This window comes from Massilia sp. GCM10023247, from assembly GCF_042653325.1.
Lineage (GTDB): Bacteria > Pseudomonadota > Gammaproteobacteria > Burkholderiales > Burkholderiaceae_D > Telluria.
Genome location: NZ_JBHSIB010000024.1, coordinates 154,954 through 174,627 on the forward strand (window position 1 = coordinate 154,954; position 19,674 = coordinate 174,627).

18 protein-coding genes are annotated in these 19,674 nt (G+C 66.9%); 12 read left to right on the plus strand and 6 right to left on the minus strand.

Annotated elements, in window-relative coordinates; all coding sequences use genetic code 11:
* The first annotated feature begins 207 nt into the window (after positions 1–207).
* The 4 genes from ACFPAH_RS19875 to ACFPAH_RS19890 all read left to right on the plus strand — a co-directional run bounded on the left by ACFPAH_RS19875 (position 208) and on the right by ACFPAH_RS19890 (position 3,656).
* Positions 208–1,014 carry a DNA/RNA non-specific endonuclease gene (locus ACFPAH_RS19875; RefSeq protein WP_379748780.1) on the plus strand — a complete coding sequence of 269 codons (807 nt, stop codon included), beginning with the start codon at positions 208–210 and terminating at the stop codon, positions 1,012–1,014.
* Positions 1,015–1,035: 21 nt separating this feature from the next.
* On the plus strand, positions 1,036–1,296 hold the full coding sequence (locus ACFPAH_RS19880; RefSeq protein ID WP_379748782.1) for a hypothetical protein: 261 nt from the start codon (positions 1,036–1,038) through the stop codon (positions 1,294–1,296).
* 284 nt (positions 1,297–1,580) lie between these two features.
* Complete coding sequence (locus ACFPAH_RS19885) at positions 1,581–2,015, plus strand: DUF2382 domain-containing protein (RefSeq protein WP_379748784.1); 435 nt, start codon at positions 1,581–1,583, stop codon at positions 2,013–2,015.
* Positions 2,016–2,039: 24 nt separating this feature from the next.
* Positions 2,040–3,656 carry a YsnF/AvaK domain-containing protein gene (locus ACFPAH_RS19890; RefSeq protein WP_379748786.1) on the plus strand — a complete coding sequence of 539 codons (1,617 nt, stop codon included), beginning with the start codon at positions 2,040–2,042 and terminating at the stop codon, positions 3,654–3,656.
* 137 nt (positions 3,657–3,793) lie between these two features.
* Here the strand turns inward: ACFPAH_RS19890 and ACFPAH_RS19895 are convergent, their stop codons facing one another.
* From ACFPAH_RS19895 to ACFPAH_RS19905, 3 genes are all read right to left on the minus strand, one after another.
* A complete protein-coding gene (locus ACFPAH_RS19895) occupies positions 3,794–6,649 on the minus strand; it encodes a M16 family metallopeptidase (RefSeq protein ID WP_379748788.1) in 2,856 nt (951 codons plus the stop codon).
* A 95-nt stretch (positions 6,650–6,744) separates the two neighbouring features.
* Complete coding sequence (locus tag ACFPAH_RS19900; RefSeq protein WP_379749099.1) at positions 6,745–7,662, minus strand: sensor domain-containing diguanylate cyclase; 918 nt, start codon at positions 7,660–7,662, stop codon at positions 6,745–6,747.
* A gap of 287 nt (positions 7,663–7,949) precedes the next feature.
* A complete protein-coding gene (locus tag ACFPAH_RS19905) occupies positions 7,950–8,897 on the minus strand; it encodes a sensor histidine kinase (RefSeq protein ID WP_379748790.1) in 948 nt (315 codons plus the stop codon).
* Positions 8,898–9,096: 199 nt separating this feature from the next.
* On the opposite strand from ACFPAH_RS19905, the gene queE reads away from it, so the two are divergent.
* The 8 genes from queE (at position 9,097) to nadC (ending at position 16,578) form a co-directional block, all read left to right on the plus strand.
* A complete protein-coding gene (gene queE, locus ACFPAH_RS19910; protein ID WP_379748792.1) occupies positions 9,097–9,732 on the plus strand; it encodes a 7-carboxy-7-deazaguanine synthase in 636 nt (211 codons plus the stop codon).
* A 25-nt stretch (positions 9,733–9,757) separates the two neighbouring features.
* On the plus strand, positions 9,758–10,204 hold the full coding sequence (queD, locus tag ACFPAH_RS19915; RefSeq protein ID WP_379748794.1) for a 6-carboxytetrahydropterin synthase QueD: 447 nt from the start codon (positions 9,758–9,760) through the stop codon (positions 10,202–10,204).
* Complete coding sequence (tadA, locus tag ACFPAH_RS19920) at positions 10,197–10,730, plus strand: tRNA adenosine(34) deaminase TadA (RefSeq protein WP_379748796.1); 534 nt, start codon at positions 10,197–10,199, stop codon at positions 10,728–10,730. Before queD ends, tadA begins: the two co-directional genes overlap by 8 nt.
* 183 nt (positions 10,731–10,913) lie before the next feature.
* Positions 10,914–11,840, plus strand: a complete 927-nt coding sequence (locus tag ACFPAH_RS19925) for an alpha/beta fold hydrolase (protein ID WP_379748798.1) — start codon at positions 10,914–10,916, stop codon at positions 11,838–11,840.
* The gene (gene ldcA / locus ACFPAH_RS19930; protein WP_379748800.1) at positions 11,837–12,775 is read left to right on the plus strand and encodes a muramoyltetrapeptide carboxypeptidase; all 939 of its coding nucleotides are present in this window, start codon (positions 11,837–11,839) and stop codon (positions 12,773–12,775) included. Before ACFPAH_RS19925 ends, ldcA begins: the two co-directional genes overlap by 4 nt.
* A 90-nt stretch (positions 12,776–12,865) precedes the next feature.
* Positions 12,866–14,467 (plus strand): ABC-F family ATPase, encoded by a 1,602-nt coding sequence (locus ACFPAH_RS19935; protein ID WP_379748802.1) that lies wholly within the window; start codon positions 12,866–12,868, stop codon positions 14,465–14,467.
* Between the two features lie 102 nt (positions 14,468–14,569).
* The gene (nadA, locus tag ACFPAH_RS19940) at positions 14,570–15,703 is read left to right on the plus strand and encodes a quinolinate synthase NadA (RefSeq protein WP_379748804.1); all 1,134 of its coding nucleotides are present in this window, start codon (positions 14,570–14,572) and stop codon (positions 15,701–15,703) included.
* The gene (gene nadC, locus ACFPAH_RS19945; RefSeq protein WP_379748806.1) at positions 15,700–16,578 is read left to right on the plus strand and encodes a carboxylating nicotinate-nucleotide diphosphorylase; all 879 of its coding nucleotides are present in this window, start codon (positions 15,700–15,702) and stop codon (positions 16,576–16,578) included. Before nadA ends, nadC begins: the two co-directional genes overlap by 4 nt.
* A gap of 127 nt (positions 16,579–16,705) precedes the next feature.
* Here nadC and ACFPAH_RS19950 read toward each other — a convergent pair whose 3' ends face one another.
* The 3 genes from ACFPAH_RS19950 to ACFPAH_RS19960 all read right to left on the minus strand — a co-directional run bounded on the left by ACFPAH_RS19950 (position 16,706) and on the right by ACFPAH_RS19960 (position 19,656).
* Positions 16,706–17,758: an alpha/beta fold hydrolase gene (locus tag ACFPAH_RS19950; RefSeq protein WP_379748808.1), complete on the minus strand. Its 1,053-nt coding sequence runs from the start codon at positions 17,756–17,758 to the stop codon at positions 16,706–16,708.
* Between the two features lie 11 nt (positions 17,759–17,769).
* Complete coding sequence (locus ACFPAH_RS19955; RefSeq protein WP_379748810.1) at positions 17,770–18,669, minus strand: NAD-dependent protein deacetylase; 900 nt, start codon at positions 18,667–18,669, stop codon at positions 17,770–17,772.
* Between the two features lie 90 nt (positions 18,670–18,759).
* Entirely contained in the window at positions 18,760–19,656 is an 897-nt protein-coding gene (locus ACFPAH_RS19960; RefSeq protein ID WP_379748812.1) for a DMT family transporter, read from the minus strand.
* Between the last annotated feature and the right edge of the window lie 18 nt (positions 19,657–19,674).

The window sequence follows — 19,674 nt, forward strand, 5'->3', positions numbered from 1 at the left end:
CAAGTCCTCCGGGAACGGAACATTTTCCATCGACGGGTCGGTATTTCCGATATGGAATGTTGACTAAGAGCCCGCAATTCTAGTCGATTCCATCAGACAATGCATCCAATCGTGCACCGTACTGACAACTCATCCTTTCCGAAACAACCCTTCGCCGGGTAAATCTGTGTCGGCTACAATGCCGTTTTGTCACACTTCGATTCCACCATGTTCCAACGATTCATTGCCGGCGCAGCCCTGCTGGCCTCGCTGCTCGTGCCCGCGCTGGCGCCTGCCACGGCCGCCGCCGCGGCCCTGTCCTCGGGCTGCCCCGACCATTACGCGGACGGCCGGCCGCCCGAAATCCGCAATCCGAAACTGGCCGTCGCCACGCGCGAGCTGTGCTACGGCGTCTTCGGCGTCATGCATTCGGGCGTCACGCGTACCCCGCTGTGGTCGGCCGAGCACCTGCGTGCCGACCAGCTCGCCGCCGCCGAGGGCCTCAAGCGCGACAATGCCTTCCACGCCGAGCCGCGCCTGCCGCGCTCGCAGCGCGCCGAACTCGACGATTATGCGCGCAGCGGCTTCGACCGCGGCCACATGGCGCCGAACGGCGACATGCCCGACCGCAGCGCCCAGCGCGAAAGCTTTTCGCTGGCCAACATGGTGCCCCAGGACAGCGAGCACAACCGTCATATCTGGGCGCCGATCGAAGGCGCGGTGCGCAAGATGGCGAAGAAGGAAGGGCAGCTGTACGTGATCACCGGCCCGGCCTTCCTCGGCACCAACCTGCGCAAGGTCGGCAACGTGCTGGTGCCGACCCACCTGTACAAGGTGGTCTACAGCCCGCGCCAGAAGGCGGCGGCGGCCTGGTTCACGGAGAACCGGGCGCACGCCCCGATCCAGGTGATCCCGGTGGCCGAACTCGAGCGCATCGTCGGCATCACCTTCCTGCCGAGCCTGAGCCAGCAGCAGAAGGAGCGCATGCTGCGCCTGCCGGCGATCCGCCAGAAGAAACAGCGCCAACATTCCTGAACCCGATCACTGGAGAACGCCATGCATGCCAAGAAGAAGTCCTTTGTGCCCTACGCGAACGAGGCCGACGTCGTCGAAATCGGCAACCTGATGATCGAGAACCGGCTCGATCGCATTACCTTGTCCGGCGACGTCGACCTGACCCTCGATGCGGCCGGGCTGGCGCATGCGCGCCGCCTGCACGAGATCGTCAAGGCCGTGGTGGAACGGCTCGAGGCGGGGCCGCTGCCGGACAAGCTGCCCGCGCCCGAGGTCAAGACCGTCGGCAACCCCTTCGCCTGAGGCTGCGCTGCCTCCTTGCGGGCGGCGCCGGCGCGCCCGCAAGCCGCACTTCTGTTTTTCCTTCATCTACTTTCGGTTTTTCCTGATCCTTCCGCGCGCGCTGCCCGCAGCCGCGCGTATGTCCCATCGAGCCCGCCTTTTGCGCCGCCGGCGCTTCCTGCATGAGGGCGCCCGGGCGCCTCCGAGCAAGCTCAACATTTACTCCCGTCAATGGTGCGCTATGCCCCGACCGTTTGGAGTAATCTGAATTTGTCTCGCGCCAGCAACCGAAGGGAGCCAAATCGATGGCAGTCAATTCAGCTAATCCAGAAGCGTCAACCGGCCAGGATTGCGTGCGGATCCCGGTCATCGCGGAGCAGCTTGCCGTCGGTACCCGTACGGTAGACACGGGGCGCGGCGTCCGCGTTCACAAGACAGTCGTCGAACAGCCGGTCACCATCGACGAGGCCCTCGGGCACGACGCGGTGGATGTCCGGCACGTCGCGGTCGACCGCATCGTCGCGCCCGACGAGGTACCCGCCACCCGCTACGAGGGCGACACGCTGGTCGTGCCGGTGCTCGAGGAGGTGCTGGTGGTGGAGCGCCGCGTGCGCATCAAGGAAGAGCTTCACATCACTCGGGTTCGTCACGAGCGGCAGCACCAGGAAACGGTCGTCCTGAAGGCCGAGCAGGTGAATGTCGAGCGATTCGACGAATCCGGCACCCCGCCAATGAAGTGACCAACAGTATCTGGAGGAACCATCATGCAACATACACTGATCGCCGTCTTTGACAACCACGCCGATGCAATGAGCGCCAAGAACGAGCTGCTGTCGTCGGGCTTCTCCAGCTCCGACGTGCGCCTGTCGCATGGCGACGAAACCGCCCCGGGCGGTTCGATGGCCAGCACCAGCACGACCAGCAGCGCCGACACCGAACCGGGCATCGGCGCCAGCATCAAGAACTTCTTCAGCGACATCTTCGGCAGCGACGACAACGTACACAGCACCAAGTACTCCACCGCCGTCGAGCGCGGCAACCACGTCCTGACCGTGAACACCGACAGCGAGCCGGAAGTCGAGCGCGCCGCCGACATCGTCGAGCGTTACGGCCCGATCGACATCGACGAGCAGTCCGAGAAGTGGGGCGCCACCACCGGCATGGGCTCGGGCGCCATGATGGGCAGCGCCGGCAGCATGAGCGGCGGCCAGTCGATGTCGCTGCAATCGGACGGCGACCGCCTGCCGCTGAACCAGCAATCGCTGAACGACCCGAACCCGATGGGCACCACCTACCAGGAGCCGATGGGTTCGCGCGACCAGCTGAGCGCGGGCGGCTACGGCGGCGGCACCGGCAGCGGCTCGAGCCTGCAGCAGAACCAGTCCGGCGCTTCGCTGACCGGTTCCTCGCTCGAAGGCTCGGCCGCGTCGACCAGCGGTTCGTCGATGACGGGTTCTGCCCTGACCGGCTCGCAGCAGCGCGATACCACCAAGACCGCCATCCCGGTGGTGCAGGAGCAGCTCAAGATCGGCAAGCGTGAAGTCCAGCGCGGCGGCGTGCGCGTCTACTCGCGTGTCGTCGAAACCCCGGTAGACGAGAGCATCGGCCTGCGCGAAGAGCATGTGAACGTCGAGCGCCGTACGGTCGACCAGCCGATCAGCGGCGCCGACGCCACCGCCTTCAAGGAACAGTCGATCGAAATGCGCGAGACGGCCGAGGAAGCCGTGGTCGAGAAATCGGCCCGCATCGTCGAGGAAGTCACCATCAACAAGGAAGTCTCGCAGCGCGAGCAGCAGATCCACGACACGGTGCGCCACACCGAGGTCGAGGTCGAGCAGCTCGGCGGCAATACGGCCCGCTCGAACATGATGGGCGACGACGACTACTACCGCCAGCACTTCACCAGCACCTACGGCAGCAGCGGCGCGTCCTACGACGAGTACGCGCCGGCCTACAGCTACGGCTCCGAGATGCGCCGCAACCAGAAATACAGCGGGCGCAAGTGGGATGAGGTCGAAAACGACCTGCGTACCGACTGGGAGTCGCGCAGCACCGGCAGCAAGGCCGGATCGACCTGGGAGAAGATGAAGGCGGCCGTGCGCCAGGGCTGGGACCGCATGACCGACGACGATGACGACTACTACCGTAACCACTACACCAGCACCTACGGCAGCAGCGGCAGCTCGTACGACACCTACAAGCCGGCCTACACCTACGGCTCGCAGATGCGCCAGAGCGACCTGTATCGCAACCGCCCATGGGACGAAGCGGAACCGAGCCTGCGTAGCGACTGGGAAACCCGCAACGCCGGCAAGACCGGTTCGACCTGGGAAAACATGAAGGACGCCGTCCGTCACGGCTGGAACAAGATGACCAAGTAGGTGACCAGACAAGTCCGCGAGGGCGGGCCGGTGCAGCTTGCCGGCCTCCCGAACGGCTTGCGTAAACAGGAGCGGGCGCCCGAGGGCGCCCGCTTTTTTTGCATCCGGCCGCCCCGGTGCGCGCACCGGGGCCGGCTTTACTCCGCGAAGGCCTGCGCCACCGGCGTGATCTTCACGTTCTCCGGCTGGATGTTCAGCTTCATGTTGCCGATCACCTGGTCTTCGTCCAGCACCGCCTGCGGCTTGGGCGCGTCATACTTGATCGGCGAGAAGGCGTCCGACACGAGGGCCTGTTTCAGGCCGGCCGCGTCCCTGGTGATGAACACCACCGACAGGTTGCGCGCCGACAGGTGCTTCCTGATCGCCGCGTTGACGTCGGCCACGGTCAGCTTGGCCAGTCCGTCGCGCATCATCTGCGTGAATTCCGGCGTGCCGTACCACTGCGAGTCGAGCGCATAGCCGAGGCGCTGGTCCTGGGTGGCGGTCATCACGAACACGTTCTTCATCAGGTAGCCGCGGGTGGTCTCGAAATCCTGCTCGCTCAGGCCTTCGTCGACCAGCTTGCCGAGTTCGCGCAGCGCCAGGCGCAGCGCGAAATGGGCATTTTGCGGGGCCACAGGGCGGATCCAGACTTCGAACAGCTGCGCCTTGCGGCCCAGGTTCGGGTTCGGGAAGAACTGGTACATCCCACGCGGGAAGGCTTCGATATAGGCGTAGTCGCCGTAGTTCAGGCCGCGCAGTTCGCGGATCTGCTGATACAGGTGGGCGCTCGAGGCGCGGTGTTCGCCGAGCCAGGTCTTGGCCAGCCACAGGGCCGGGAAGTCCGGGTGCGAACGCGTCACCTCGAGCGGCAGGCCGAACGAGATCGCCGTGGCGCGCGTGTTCTTCTCGATGATCTCGACTTCCAGGCCGTTCGGCTTGCGGCCTTGCAGCGCCGTGGTGGCGGGCAGGCCCGGACCGGCCGGCAGGCGCGCCAGGTTGGCCTTCAGGGCATTGGTCATCGGCTCGCTGACGTCACCCGAGATGCCGACGCGCATCGCGCCCAGCGTATAGGCGCGGCGATAGAAGGCCTTGACGTCGTCCAGGGTGATCGATTCGATGCCCTTGAGCGTGCCCAGCACCGGATGCGCGTAATGCGTGCCCGCGTAGACGTTGGCCTGCAGCCGCTCCTTGCCGAACTCTTCCTCGTTATTGTCCTTCAGGTCCAGCAGCAGCGCGTTCTTCTGCGCGTCCTTCAGGCGGCGGAAGTCTTCCTCGCGAAAGCCCGGTTCCAGCAGCAGCGGCATCGCGATCTCGAGGAACTGGTTCCAGTTGTCCTTGTGGATCGAGCCGCTGAAGGTGGTCATCTCCTTGTCGACCTGTTCGTTGAAACTGCCGGCAAGCGGGAACAGGGCCTTGGTCACTTCGTCGATCTTGCGCTGCTGCGAGCCGCTCGAGGCCACCATCGCCGCGGTCAGCGCAGCCAGCCCTTCCTTGCCCTTCGGGTCGTGGGCCGAGCCGGCTGCGAACAGCAGCTTGAAGCGCACCTGGGGCAGCGCCGACTTTTGCACCAGCAGGTCGATCTTGGCGTCGCTTGCGGCCAGGTTCGCGGTGGTCCCGGCCATGCTGGCCAGCTTCGGCAGGGTGGCGATCCCGGCCGGCAGGGCGTCGTGCGACAGGGTGGTGACGACCATGCTGTCGTCGACCAGGTAGTTGCGCGCGGCCGCCTGCAGGTCGGCCGGGGTCAAGCTGTCGACCAGGCGGTAATAGCGGTTCAGGGTGCCGTAGGAACGGTCGAAGTGGACGTAGGAAGCGAGGGTGGCGGCGATCTGCTCGGTGTTGTCGAGCGAGCGGATCAGCCCATACTTCTGGGCCGACTTCGCATCCTGCAGCTCCTTGCTCGTCACCGGGGTGTCGCGCAGGCGCGCCACGGTCTGCAGGATGGCGTCGCGCACGTAGAGGGCGTCGGCCGGTTTTTTCACGCGCGCGCCGATCGTGGCCAGGGTCGGGTCGACCCGGTTCGGCGTGAAGTCGAACAGCTGGTCGACCTTCTGCTCGTCCTGCACCAGGCGCTTGTACAGGGGCGAGGTGCGGCCGAACGAGAGCGAGAGCAGCATCGACAGCGCAGCCTGGTCCTTCCGGGTGTCGGAGAAGGCCGGCGCGCGGAAGGCGACCGTCACCAGCGGCAGGGTCGCCGTCGGCCATGGCACGTGGCGGTACTGGGCGCCCTTGGGTGCCGGTTCGGCCGGCACCGGTGCCTTGTAGTTCCCTTTTTGCCAGCCGGCCCAGTATTTCTCGACCAGGGCGATGGCACGCTTCGGCTCGACGTCGCCGGCGACGATGATGGTGGTCTTTTCGGGGCGATACCAGCGGTCGAAGAAGACCTTCGAATAGTCGTACTGGTTCGGCATGTCCTCGATGTCCTTCAGGAAGCCCATCGTGGTGTGCTTGTAGGTGTGCGTCGTGAAGGCGGCTTCGCGCTGGGTCTCGAACAGCTTTTGCATCGGGTTCGCGCTGTTCTTGTTGTACTCGCCCAGCACGGCGCGCGATTCGGTCTTGAACGCTTCGACCGGGTAGGACAGGTGCTGGAAGCGGTCGGCCTCGACCTTCAGCACGGTTTCCAGGTCTTCCTTGGCGAAGGTCGTGTAGTAATTGGTGAGGTCGTCGCTGGTATAGGCGTTCTGGCGCGCGCCTGCCTTGGTGATGATTTCCTGGTATTTTTCCGGCGGATAGGCTTTCGTGCCGCGGAACATCATGTGCTCGAAGAAGTGGGCAAAGCCCGACTTGCCCGGTTCGATCTCGTTGCGCGAGCCGGTCTGCACCGGAATCGTGACCGACACCAGGTTCGGGAAACCGGTCGGCACGACGATGATCTTCAGGCCGTTGGCGAGGGTCTTTTCGGTTGCCTTGAACGGCAGCACGTCGCTGCCGGCATGGGCGCCGGTCGCCACGCTCGACGCGGCGAAAACGGGTGCGGACAACGCCAGCAGCGCGGTCGGGATGAGTTTGGACACACTGTCTCCTCGGGAAAAATATGTGCGCGAAGCATAATTTAATCCCAGAGAAATGAACAGCTCAGCTTGGTATGCATGTCCAGCCGGGCGGCGGGTCAACCGGGGCTGGCGTCCCCCAGCGGCAGGCTGATGCGGTTGCGGCCGAGGTGCTTGGCGCGGTACAGGGCGGCGTCGGCAATGGCCACCAGGTCGCTCGAACTGTTGTCCGGGCCGGCGATGGCGGTGGCGGCGCCGATCGAGACCGTCACCTGGCGCAACGGGGCCAGGCCGTTGGGCAGCTGCAGGCTCTCGACCCGGCGCCGGATCCGCTCGGCGACGATGGCCGCGCCTTTCAGGGACTGGTTCGGCAGGATCACGGCGAACTCTTCGCCGCCGTAGCGCGCCACCAGGTCGTTGGCCCGCATTTCGCTGGCGACCGCGGTGGCGATGCGCTTGAGGCATTCGTCGCCGCCGAGGTGGCCGTTGGCATCGTTATAGGCCTTGAAATTGTCGACGTCGACCATCAGCAGCGACAGCGGCTGGCGCAGGCGCAGGGCGCGCGTCCATTCGGCGGCGAGGGTGTCGTCGAAGCAGCGCCGGTTGGCCAGGCCCGTCAGGCCGTCGCGGGTGGCGAGCTTCTCCAGCGCCGATTGCGCCATCTTTTCGTCGGTCAGGTCGCGCAGGGTCTCGACCACGGCGCGCAGGCGCCCGTTCTCGTCGAAAATGGGGCTGGCGTCGGCGGCCAGGTAGCGCCGCTTGCCGGCGCGCGGCATGTCGCACCAGGTCTCGATCGACAGCGGAGCCTGGGCCGGCTGCGGCTTGCCGTGGCGCGGATAGATGTTGCGGATCTCGTCGGTACGGTTCTGGATGACGAGGTCGGCCAGGGTCGGGCGGCGGTGGTCGTAGAAGCTGCGCCAGTGGTCTTCGGTGCCGATGACTTCGATGGCCGGCACCCCGGTCAGGCGTTCGCAGGCACGGTTCCAGATCAGCACCTGGGCATTACTGTCGAGAACGAAGACGGGGACTGCCAGCATTTGCAGCAGCTGGTGGGTGAAGCGCAGGTCGGCCTCCGGCGCCAGCGCGCTGCCTGCCGGGCCGGTGCCTGCCGCGGCCGGCGACGCGAACGCGTCGAGCACGGCGCCGGTGGCGGGGTTCGGCATGGGATTGGTCGGCGAGCTCAGGCGTTGCATCGCTGTACTGGTCATCAGGCGGCCTTTTCAACTTTCAGTTGAGCAATCTATTGATTGCTGACAAGGACCGATTCTGCAACCGCCGTCCGGGCAGGCTATTGATGTGAAGCAATATTCACAGGATTGACTTTTCAGGCCGCCAGCATCCCATGCCGGTCGGGTAGGCTGAGGGTGAGCCGCCGGCCGCTGCCAGGGCTGGTCCCCACCACGAGGGTGCCGCCGAGCGCTTCGATGCGCGGGCGCATGCCGGCCAGGCCGCAGTCGCAGGCGAGGGCCGGACGCGGCTGGTCCTGCGGCGCGACGCCGTCGTCGTCGATTCGCAGGAACAGCTGGGGCCCGCCGCGTTGCAGGCTGACCCGGACCTCGGTGGCGGTGGCCTGGTTCGAGACGCCGGACAGGACCTCCTGCAGCACGCGGTAGAGCAGGGTGTCGGTCTCCTGGCCGGAGGCGGCGCCGGCGCAGGCGCCCGGCGTCGCGTCGAACCGGTGGCCAATGCCGGTCAGGCGGGTGAACTCGCCGAGCTGGCGCGCCATCGCCGCGTCCAGCCGCTCGTTCACGCCCAGCGGGCGCAGGCCGTTGACCACGATGCGCAGCGAGCGTAGCGCCAGGTCGAGCGTCCTGACCATGTCCCCGGCCTTCTGGTGCACGGTCGGGTGGATGCCGTTGCTGGCGACCTGGAGCAGCGACAGCTCGATCCGCAGCGCCAGCAGCGTCTGTCCGATGTCGTCCTGGATATCGCGCGCGATGCGGTCGCGCTCGCCGTCGCGCATCGCATCCTGCTGGCGCACCACGCGCGACAGCACGGTCTGGGTCTCCTGCAGCAGGCTGTCGGAAAGCTGGCGCGCAGCGCACTCGCGGGCGAGCTGGGAAGCCAGTTCGCGGCTGCGGTCGTCGGCATCGATGGCCCGGCGCAGCAGCAGGCAGATCGCGCCGCCCAGGCCGAGCAGCCAGAGGATCGTGGTGACGGTCGAGAGCCCCGGGGCGGCGGGCGTCGCCTGGAAGAGCGCGCCCACGACGCAAGCGAACAGAACTGCGAGGGCGGGGATGCAGCCGGCTGTCCTGGCAAGTGCGGTCTTCATGACGCTCCTTCCGACGGGTTATAAGAAATTTCCTCTGGTAAAGTTACCGCTTGTCGCAGCAGGCGATGTTGTCGCGAGTCAATACCTTTGTCGCATGGAAGTGCGCGCGGGCCGCGCCTGCGCTTGCCGTCGAACCGCCGGTCCGCTGGCTGACCGGGCCCGGTTGCCGCTATAATGGAGGGTTGACGAGAGGTTTACCGTGACTTACAGCATCAAAGAAATTTTCTATACCTTGCAGGGCGAGGGCGCCCACGCAGGGCGCCCGGCCGTGTTTTGCCGCTTCTCCGGCTGCAACCTCTGGACCGGCCGCGAGAGCGACCGCGCCAGCGCGGTCTGCCAGTTTTGCGACACCGATTTCGTCGGCACCGATGGCGAGCGCGGCGGCAAGTTCCGCGACGCCGAGGCCCTCGCGCGCGAAATCGACAGCCTGTGGCCGGCCACCCATGCGGCCAGCAAATACGTGGTGTTTACGGGCGGCGAGCCGCTGCTGCAGCTCGATGGCGCGCTGATCGCGGCCATGCATGCGCACGGCTTCACGATCGCGATCGAGACCAACGGCACCTTGCCGGTGCCGCCCGGCGTCGACTGGATCTGTGTCAGTCCGAAGATGGGTTCGCAGCTGGTGGTCGGGAAGGGCAACGAAATCAAGGTCGTGATCCCGCAGGCCAACCAGGACCTGGCCCGGTACGAAGGGCTGGACTTCGAGCATTTCTTCGTGCAGCCAATGGACGGCCCGCTCGCCGCGCACAACACGCGCCTGGCCATCGAGACCTGCCGCAACAATCCAAAGTGGAAGCTCAGCCTCCAGACCCATAAACTCCTCCAGATTCCCTGACTTTTCACTAGGCTGACGCTGACCCATGCTTACTATTACCCGCAAGCTCGAATTCGATGCCGGCCACCGGATTCCCGACCACAAGAGCCAGTGCCGCAACCTGCACGGCCACCGCTATACCCTCGAGATCACCCTGGTCGGCGAGGTCATCCAGGCCGAAGGCAATTCCGACAACGGCATGATCATGGACTTTTCCGACATCAAGGCGCTCGCCAAGGAGCACCTGGTCGACGTCTGGGACCACGCCTTCCTGGTCTACGAAAAGGACGACAAGGTGCGCGAATTCCTCGCCAGCCTGCCCGGCCACAAGACGGTCGTGATCGACCGCATCCCGACGGTCGAGAACCTGGCCCAGGTCGCCTTCGGCATTCTCAAGGCCGCGTATACCGACCGCTTCGGCACCGGCCTGCACCTGCACAAGCTGGTGCTGCACGAAACCCCGAACTGCTGGGCCGAGATCACGGATGCCTGACCTGTCCCCGATCCTGCCGGCGGCCGACGCGGCCACGCCCGAGGCCGCTGCCCGGGACGAACGCTTCATGCGCCTGGCGCTGGCGGCGGCCGAGCAGGCGCGCCTGCAGGGCGAGGTCCCGGTCGGCGCCGTCCTCGTCAAGGATGGCGAAGTCGTCGCGATCGGCCACAACGGCCCGATCGGGCGCCACGACCCCACCGCGCACGCCGAGATCGTGGCCCTGCGCGCGGCGGCCGAAAAGCTGGGCAACTACCGGCTGCCGGGTTGCGAGCTGTATGTGACCCTCGAGCCCTGCGCCATGTGCTCGGGCGCGATGATGCACGCCCGCCTGGCGCGGGTGGTGTACGCGGCGCCCGACCCGAAGACGGGCGTGTGCGGATCCGTGCTCGACCTGTTCGCGCATGAGGGGCTGAATCACCATACCGAGGTGGTCGGCGGCGTGCTCGCCGTCGAGGCCAGCAGCATGCTGAAGAGTTTCTTCGCCGAGCGACGCGCCAGCGCGCGCCGCGGTGTCGCGCCGCCGTAAGGAGGCGCGCCGCGCGCTCGCGCCGCCCTGGCTGCGAAAATGCTATGCTGGTCTCGCGCTGCGATCTGAATGCACCAAGAGGGTCTTGTCAGGTGCCTTCCCTGGGAGACCGCGCAGCGACAGGAGACCAGCCGTGCACCCTTTTATCCGTCCGCTTCCTTCACCGGAGCCGGTCCAGATGCCATGCCGACCCTGAGCGCCAACGGCATCCGCATCGCCTTCGACACGGCGGGGGACGCCAAGTCCACGCCGCTGCTGTTGCTGCATGGCCTGGGCATGCAGCTCACGGCCTGGCCCGACGCATTCGTCGACGGCCTGGTCGAGCTGGGTTTCTACGTCATCCGTTTCGACCACCGCGATTGCGGCCTGTCCACCAAGTTCGACCGTGCCGGCACGCCCAGGCCCGGCTGGAGCTGGTTCAAGTCCCTCCTCAGGCTGCCCCTGCGCCCGGCCTACCGCCTCGACGACATGGCCAGCGATGCGCTCGGCGTGCTGTCGGCGCTCGGGATCGCCAAGGCGCACCTGGTCGGGGTCGCGATGGGCGGCATGGTGGCCCAGATCCTGGCTGCGCGCCATCCGCAGCGCGTGCTGAGCCTGACCTCGATCATGTCGAGCAGCGGCCGGCGCGGCCTGCCCGGGCCGACCGCGGCGGCGCGCGCGGCGCTGGCGCGGCGGCCGGCCAACCCGAACGAGGTCGAGTCCATCGTCGACGCCACCGTCGCGCTGTGGCAGGCGATCGGCAGCCCGGCCTATCCCACGCCCGAAAAGCAGTTGCGGCGCCGCGCGGCGCGCGCCTTGCGCCGCTGCTATTGCCCGGCAGGCGAGGCGCGCCAGACGCGGGCCGTCGCCGCCGCGCCCGACCGCAGCGCGCTGCTGCAATCGATCAGCGTGCCCACCCTGGTCATCCACGGCGCCTGCGATCCCTTGGTACCGCCTGCCTGCGGTGCCGACACCGCGGCCCAGGTGCCGGGCGCCCGCTTCGAACTCATCGAGGGAATGGGGCACGACCTGCCGGCCCAGCTCAACGAGCGGCTGCTGACCTTGATCGACTTCCATGCACGGGGTAAGATGACGCCGGACTCAACACCGCGCCTCTTCGTCAAACAGTGATTAATTCTTCCTTCGGCGATGCCCTCGGCGTCGCCATCGTGGCGCCCGGCGGCTATGCGCCGGACCCGCTCGCGGTCGAGCGCGGCATCGCCCGTCTCGAGGCGCGCGGCTGCCGCGTGCACAACTACTACGACCATCAATCGATCCACCAGCGCTTCGGCGGCACCGACGAGGCGCGCCTGGCGCAGCTGTATGCGGCAGCCGACGACCCCGCCGTCCAGGTGGTGATGACGGTGCGCGGCGGCTACGGCATGACGCGCCTGCTGCCGCACATCGATTTCGAACGGCTGGCCTCCAGCGGCAAGCTGTTCGTCGGCTATTCGGACATCACGGCCCTGCAGATGGGCCTGATGGCGAAGACGGGGGCGCTCAGCTATGCCGGTCCCTTCGTGGCCGGCGACTTCGGCGCGCTCGACCCGGTCGAGTTCACCCTCGAGCACTTCTGGCGCTGCCTGGCCGGCCCGAGCCATACGATCACGGAGACGGCCTGCGGCAACCCCTGCGTGGACCTGGAGGGCACGATCTGGGGCGGCAACCTGGCGATGCTCTGTTCGCTCGTGGGCACCCCATGGTTCCCGCGCATCGATGGCGGCATCCTGTTCGTGGAAGACATCAGCGAACATCCCTACCGGGTCGAACGCATGCTGCTGCAGCTGCACCAGGCCGGGGTGCTGGAGCGGCAGCAGGCGCTGGTGCTGGGCGACTTCTCCGGTTACCGGCTCGGCCCGCTGGACAATGGCTACGATTTCGAGGCCATGCTGGCCTACCTGCGCGCCACGCTGCCGATCCCGGTGGTCGAAGGACTCTCCTTCGGCCACATCGCGCGCCGGGTGACGATTCCCTTCGGCGCCCAGGCGCGCCTGGCGAGCACGGCCGAAGGCTTCAGCCTGCGCCTGTCGGACTACCCGACGCTGCGCTGCCAGCCAGCCGCCTGAGGCCGCGGCGCCCGGGCGCCGCCCGGGCGAATCCCTTCGGGGCATGTTAAAATACGCGGTTAATCGCAAACTCCGCTAGAGGTCCTACCAGTGCTAAGTACAGCCAACATCACGATGCAATTCGGCGCCAAGCCGCTGTTCGAAAACATTTCCGTCAAGTTTGGCGACGGCAATCGTTATGGCCTGATCGGCGCGAACGGCTGCGGGAAGTCGACTTTCATGAAAATCCTTGGCGGCGACCTGGATCCATCGGCCGGCAACGTCAGCCTCGATCCGGGCGAGCGCCTCGGTAAACTCCGCCAGGACCAGTTCGCGTACGAAGACGTGCGCGTGCTCGACGTCGTCATGATGGGCCACACCGAACTGTGGGACGCGATCGCCCAGCGCGACGCCATCTACGCCAACCCGGAAGCGACCGACGACGACTACATGCGCGCGGCCGAGCTCGAGGGCAAGGTCGCCGAGTACGACGGCTATTCGGCCGAAGCGCGTGCCGGCGAACTGCTGCTGGGCCTGGAAATCGCCAGCGAACTGCACCATGGCCCGATGAGCGCGGTGGCGCCCGGCTGGAAACTGCGCGTGCTGCTGGCCCAGGCCCTGTTCTCGAACCCGGACATCCTGCTGCTCGACGAGCCGACCAACAACCTGGACATCAACACGATCCGCTGGCTGGAAGACGTGCTGAACCAGCGTAACTCGACGATGATCATCATCTCGCACGATCGTCACTTCCTGAACCAGGTCTGCACCCACATCGCCGACATGGACTACGGCACGCTGAAGGTCTACCCGGGCAGCTACGACGACTACATGCTGGCCTCGACCCAGGCCAGGAACCAGCAGCTGGCGAACAACGCCAAGGCCAAGGAAAAGGTCGCCGAGCTGCAGGACTTCGTGCGCCGCTTCTCGGCCAACAAGTCCAAGGCGCGCCAGGCGACCTCGCGCGCCAAGCAGATCGACAAGATCAAGATCGAGGAATTCAAGCCATCCTCGCGCGCCTATCCGTTCGTGCGCTTCGAGGGCGAGAAGAAGCTGCACCGCCTGGCCGTCGAGACCGAAGGCCTGACCAAGGCCTACGACCGCACCCTGTTCAGGAACTTCTCGATCATGGTCGAAGCGGGCGAGCGCATCGCGATCATCGGCGCCAACGGCGCGGGTAAAACCACGCTGCTGCGCTGCATCGGCGGCGAGGACATCACCGGCCTGGCGGCCGACCAGGGCCGCGTGAAGTGGGCCGAGAACGCGAACGTCGGCTACATGCCGCAGGATCCGACCGAGGAATTCGCCACCGACGCCATCCTGACCGACTGGATGGGGCGCTGGACGAAAGAGGGCGACGACGACCTGGCGGTGCGCTCGATCCTGGGCCGCCTGCTGTTCGGCGGCGACGAGGTCAAGAAGTCCGTGCGCGTGCTGTCCGGCGGCGAGAAGGGCCGCATGATGTACGGCAAGCTGATGCTGGGCCGTCACAACGTGCTGCTGCTCGACGAGCCGACCAACCACATGGACATGGAATCGATCGAGTCGCTCAACATCGCACTGGATAAATACGAGGGCACGCTGATCTTCGTCTCGCACGACCGCGAATTCGTCTCCTCGCTGGCGACCCGCGTGCTGGAAGTGAAGGAAAACGAAGTCGTCGACTTCCGCGGCACCTACGAAGAGTACCTGACGAGCCAGGGCATCGACTAAGTGCCGGGCCGTTGTAGGGTGGACGGCTCTGCCGTCCACGCGTTCGACCGGCTGCCGCGCGACAGCACCGGTATTCCGCCATCAATGTGAGATCAACATCGCATGAACATCCTGCCCATCAAGACCTACGAGTACGACCACCCGCAAGGCGGCAATGCCTGCACCGCCCAGGCATGGGCGCGCACCCCGGCGACCCCGACGCTTGAAGAAAAGCGCGAGCTGAAAGAACGCATCCGGCGCCTCCTGAAGGAAAAGGAGGCGGTCCTGGTCGCCCACTACTACGTCGACCCCGAGCTGCAGGACCTGGCCGAGGAAACCGGCGGCTGCGTCTCCGATTCGCTCGAGATGGCCCGCTTCGGCCGCGACCATCCTGCCAAGACCCTGGTCGTGGCCGGCGTGCGTTTCATGGGCGAGACCGCCAAGATCCTCAGCCCCGAAAAAACCATCCTGATGCCGGACCTCGAAGCGACCTGTTCGCTCGACCTGGGCTGCCCGGCCGACGAGTTCGCGGCCTTCTGCGACCAGCACCCGGACCGCACCGTCGTCGTCTACGCCAACACCAGCGCCGCCGTGAAAGCGCGCGCCGACTGGATGGTGACCTCGTCGATCGGCCTGGACATCGTCAAGCACCTGCACGAGCAGGGCAAGAAGATCCTGTGGGCGCCTGACCGCCACCTCGGTTCCTACATCCAGAAGCAGACCGGCGCCGACATGCTGCTGTGGCAGGGTTCATGCATCGTGCATGACGAATTCAAGGGCATTGAACTCGACCTGCTGAAAGCCGAGCATCCGGATGCGAAAGTGCTGGTGCACCCGGAGTCGCCAGCGAACGTGGTGGCCCAGGCCGACGTGGTCGGTTCCACCACCCAGCTGATCAACGCCGCGCAGACGCTGGACGCGACCACCTTCATCGTCGCCACCGACAACGGCATCCTGCACAAGATGCGCATGGCCGCGCCCGGCAAGCACTTCATCGAAGCGCCGACGGCCGGCAACAGCGCCACCTGCAAGAGCTGCGCGCACTGCCCGTGGATGGCGATGAATGGCCTCAAGAACCTGGCCGAGGTGCTGGAAACCGGCGCCAACGAAGTCTTCGTCGACCCGGCCATCGGCCGCGAAGCCGTGCGCGCGATCGACCGCATGCTCGATTTCGCCGCCGCCAAGAAGGCGAAAGCGCTGCCGACCGGCGCGCTCGAGCAGAACACCCAGCTGTTTTCGAATGTGGGGCCGGCATGACGACCGCATCTACTACGCTCAGTAACCCCCACGACGCCTTCGACGAGAAGCTGCAGGCGAGCTTCGAGCAGAACATCCTGGCCGCGCTGCTGGAAGATGTCGGCACCGGCGACCTGACCGGCATGCTGGTGCCGAGCGAGCCGCGCGCCAAGGCCCGCGTCATCGTGCGCGAGGCGGCCGTGCTGTGCGGCGCGCCCTGGTTCGAAGGCGTGATGCTGGCGGTCGACCAGGACATCGACATCGACTGGCACTATGCCGAAGGCGACATGATGACGCCCGACAGCGTCGTCTGCACCATCGAAGGCTCGCCGCGTTCGCTGCTGACGGCCGAACGCGCCGCGCTGAACTTCATGCAGCTGCTCTCGGGCGTGGCCAGCGCCACGCGCAAGTATGTCGACGTAATCCAGGGCACGAACGCAGCGATCCTCGATACCCGCAAGACGCTGCCGGGCCTGCGCCAGGCGCAGAAGTACGCGGTGCGCGTCGGCGGCGGCAAGAACCAGCGCATGGCTTTGTACGACGGCATCCTGATCAAGGAAAACCACATCGCGGCGGCCGGCGGCGTGACCCGCGCGCTGGAGAATGCGGCTGCCCTGAACGCAGGCGTGACGGTACAGATCGAAGTCGAGACCATCGCCCAGCTCGAGGAAGCGCTGGCGGCCGGCGTCAAGTCGGTGCTGCTCGATAACTTCAACCTCGACATGATGCGCGAGGCCGTGCAGGTCAACGGCGGCCGCGCGCTGCTCGAGGCCTCGGGTGGGATCAACATGGAGACGGTGCGGGCGATTGCCGAAACCGGGGTCGACCGGATTTCGATCGGCAGCCTGACCAAGGATGTGCGCGCGACGGATTATTCCTTGCGGATCGTGGGGTAAGGCTGGCGGTTTGGTGTGAGAGAGACGGGCGGATTGATCCGCCCGTTTTTTTTGCGGTGCTGCGGGGGAAAAGCAAGCTAACGCGACGCGGCTTTCACGCGTGGAGTCGGGGACTCCACCCTACGCCTTACACGCCGCTTTCGCTCGCCCGCGCCAGGGCTTCGGCCTGCGGACTGCGCAGGGCGACCGGCTCGCCGACCTGGGCGGCAATGGCATCGACCGCCGCCGCCACCTGGTCGGGATGGGCGTAATGCACCATGTGGCCGGCGCCCGGCATCAGGTGCAGTTCGCTCGAGCCGTCCTGCGCCTGCACGTCCTCGTGCAGCCGCTCGGAAGCGGCGGACGGCTTGATCACCTTGTCCTGGCTGCCGACCACGATCTGGACCGGCACTTGCAGGCGCTCGATGCGTTTCGACAGCGAACGGGCGGCCGGCACCATCAGCGCCGCCTCGGCCGCGCTGGCGCGCACCTGACCGGGGCGCAGCGCCATCCAGGGCGACAACTGGCGGAAGCGCTCGGGCACCGGCTGCGGGGCGAACATGTGCTTCGTCGTGAGCGGCCACAGCAGGCGTGCCAGCAGCGGCGTGACCGTGTGGCGCAGCAGGTCGCCGATCAGCGGGATGGCCGGCTGGGCCGCGACCGGCACGTCCAGGCGCAGCGTCGGATAGTAATAACCCGACAGCAGCACCAGGCCGCGCACCGCGTCCGGCACCTGCAGGCCCATCGCCAGCGCCACCATCGTGCCCCAGGAATGCCCGAGCACGATCGCCGAGTCGATCTTGAGCTCCTGCAGGGCGTGGTGCAACAGGCGGGCCTGGGCGTCCGGCGTCCAGAGCGTGGTGCGCGGCCGTTCGCTGTAGCCGAAGCCGGGGCGGTCGAAGGCGATCACGCGGTAGCGCTCGCTCAGCTTGTCGACCAGGCCGCTGTACTCGAAATCGTTGGCGTACACCCCATTGCCGTGCAGGAGCACGAGCGCGGGGCCGCTGCCGCGCTCGAGGTAGTGCAGGCGCACGCCGTCGACCTCGATGAATTTCCCGCGTGGCGGGTTGTCGCGTTCCGCCTGGGCGGTTTTGCTGCGTACAAACAGGTAGGAGGCGGCCAGGCCGAGGCCGGCCAGGAGGGCGCCCTTGCGCCAGCGGGTATCGGTACTGCCGGTGATGTCGGTGAACGATGTCGTCAAAGTACTCCCCTTTATTGGATGAGGCCGGCCGGAGCCGGCGCGGAATAGGCATGCAGCAAATCGGCTACCTGCGGCAGCAGGCGTTCGGCCGATTCCTCGATTTTCAGAGCGATGAGCTCGTCGGCGCGGGTGCGGCCCAGGTTGACGGCGGCAATCGGCTTGCCGGCCTGCGCGGCGAGCCGGCAAAAGCGGAATCCCGAATACACCATCAGGGAGGAGCCGACCACCAGCAGCGCCTCGGCCGCCTCCATCTGCGCCAGCGCCAGCGCAGTACGCGCAGGCGGCAAGGTATCTCCGAAGAAAATAACGTCAGGCATCAAGGTCCCGCCGCAACGGGTGCAGGCCGGCACGCGGAAATGGTCGAGCGCGGCCGGTTCGACCTGGGCATCGCCGTCCGGCAGCGGCGTCGCCATGGCGCCCGCGAACTGCGGGTTGGCCTCGACCAGCTGCTCCTGCACGAAGGCACGCGTCACGCGCGCGCCGCAGTCGAGGCAGCACACCGCGTGTATGTTGCCGTGCAACTCCAGCACGGCCTTGCTGCCGGCCTGCTGGTGCAGGCCGTCGACATTCTGGGTCAGCAGCGGCCCGATGCGCCCGCCGCCTTCGAGCGCGGCCAATGCGCGGTGGCCGGCGTTCGGGCTGGCCTGGGCCAGCACCGGCCAGCCGACCATGCTGCGCGCCCAGTAGCGGCGCTGCACGGCTGGCGAGCGCCGGAACTCCGGGCCCTGGATCGGTTCCCGGCCGCGGCGCACGCCATCGCGGTCGCGGTAATCGGGAATGCCGGAGGCGGTCGACAGTCCGGCCCCGGTCAGCACCAGCGTTCGTGGATACTGCACGAGGAAGTCGGCGAGCGCGCCGGCGCCCTGGGCGGCCACGTTCGCGGCCGCCAGTTGCATCAAACCTTCAGCCATCTTCTGCGATCCTCCCGTCGGATGGGATCGTAGCATCCTTGCCGGATCAGCCGGAACACGATACCGCGGAGGATGTTTGGCGAAGCCTACTCAGCGTGCCGAGACCGCGATGCCGCCGACGATCAGGACAAAGGCGAGGACGTGATACAGGTGCGGCGCCTCGCCGAGAAAGGCCGACGACAACAGGGCCGTGAACAGCGGCGTCAGGTTCACGAAGAAGGCGCCGACGGTCGGCCCGGCGCGCTGGACGCCGGCACCCCAGGCGCGCATCGCGAGGATGGCCGGCCCGATCGCGACATACAGCAGGGCGGCGGCGACCGGCCAGCTCCACGCGATGCGGACGCCCTGGAGCGCCCATTCGGCGCCGCTCAGGCCTGCCGACCACAGCACGCCGAAGCCGACCTGGGCCAGCAGGAAGGCGGCCCAGTCGCTGCGCAGGCCGGGAACGTCGCGCTGCTGCATCAGCAGCCAGCTGTAGAAGGACCAGGCGATGGTCGCCAGGATCATGTAGAGGTCGCCCGTCACGAGGCGCAGCGCCGCCAGCTGGGCCAGGTCGCCGCGGCACAGCACGACCAGTACCCCGGCGATCGACAGCACGGCGCCGGCAATCTGCTTGCGCCTGACCGGCGCCCCGAAGAACAGGCGCCCGACCAGCAGCATCCAGACCGGCAGGCCGGAGGCAACCAGGGTCACGTTGATCGGCGTCGAGGTTTGCAGGGCCAGGTATTGCAGCGAGTTGTACAGGCCGACGCCGAGCAGGCCGAGCATGCTGTAGCGGCGCCAGTTGGCCAGCACCCCGTTCTCCGGGCGCAGGGCGGCGCGCCCGAGCGGCAGCAGGATCAGGAACGCGATGCTCCATCGCATCAGGTTGAGCGTCATCGGCGGCACCGCCTCGCGCACGAGGCGGCCGACGATGGTGTTGCCGGCCCAGAGCGCGGGCGCGGCGCACAGCAGCAGGGCGGTCGAGGCGGTGAGTCTGTTTTTCATGGGACAAAGGGCAAGCGC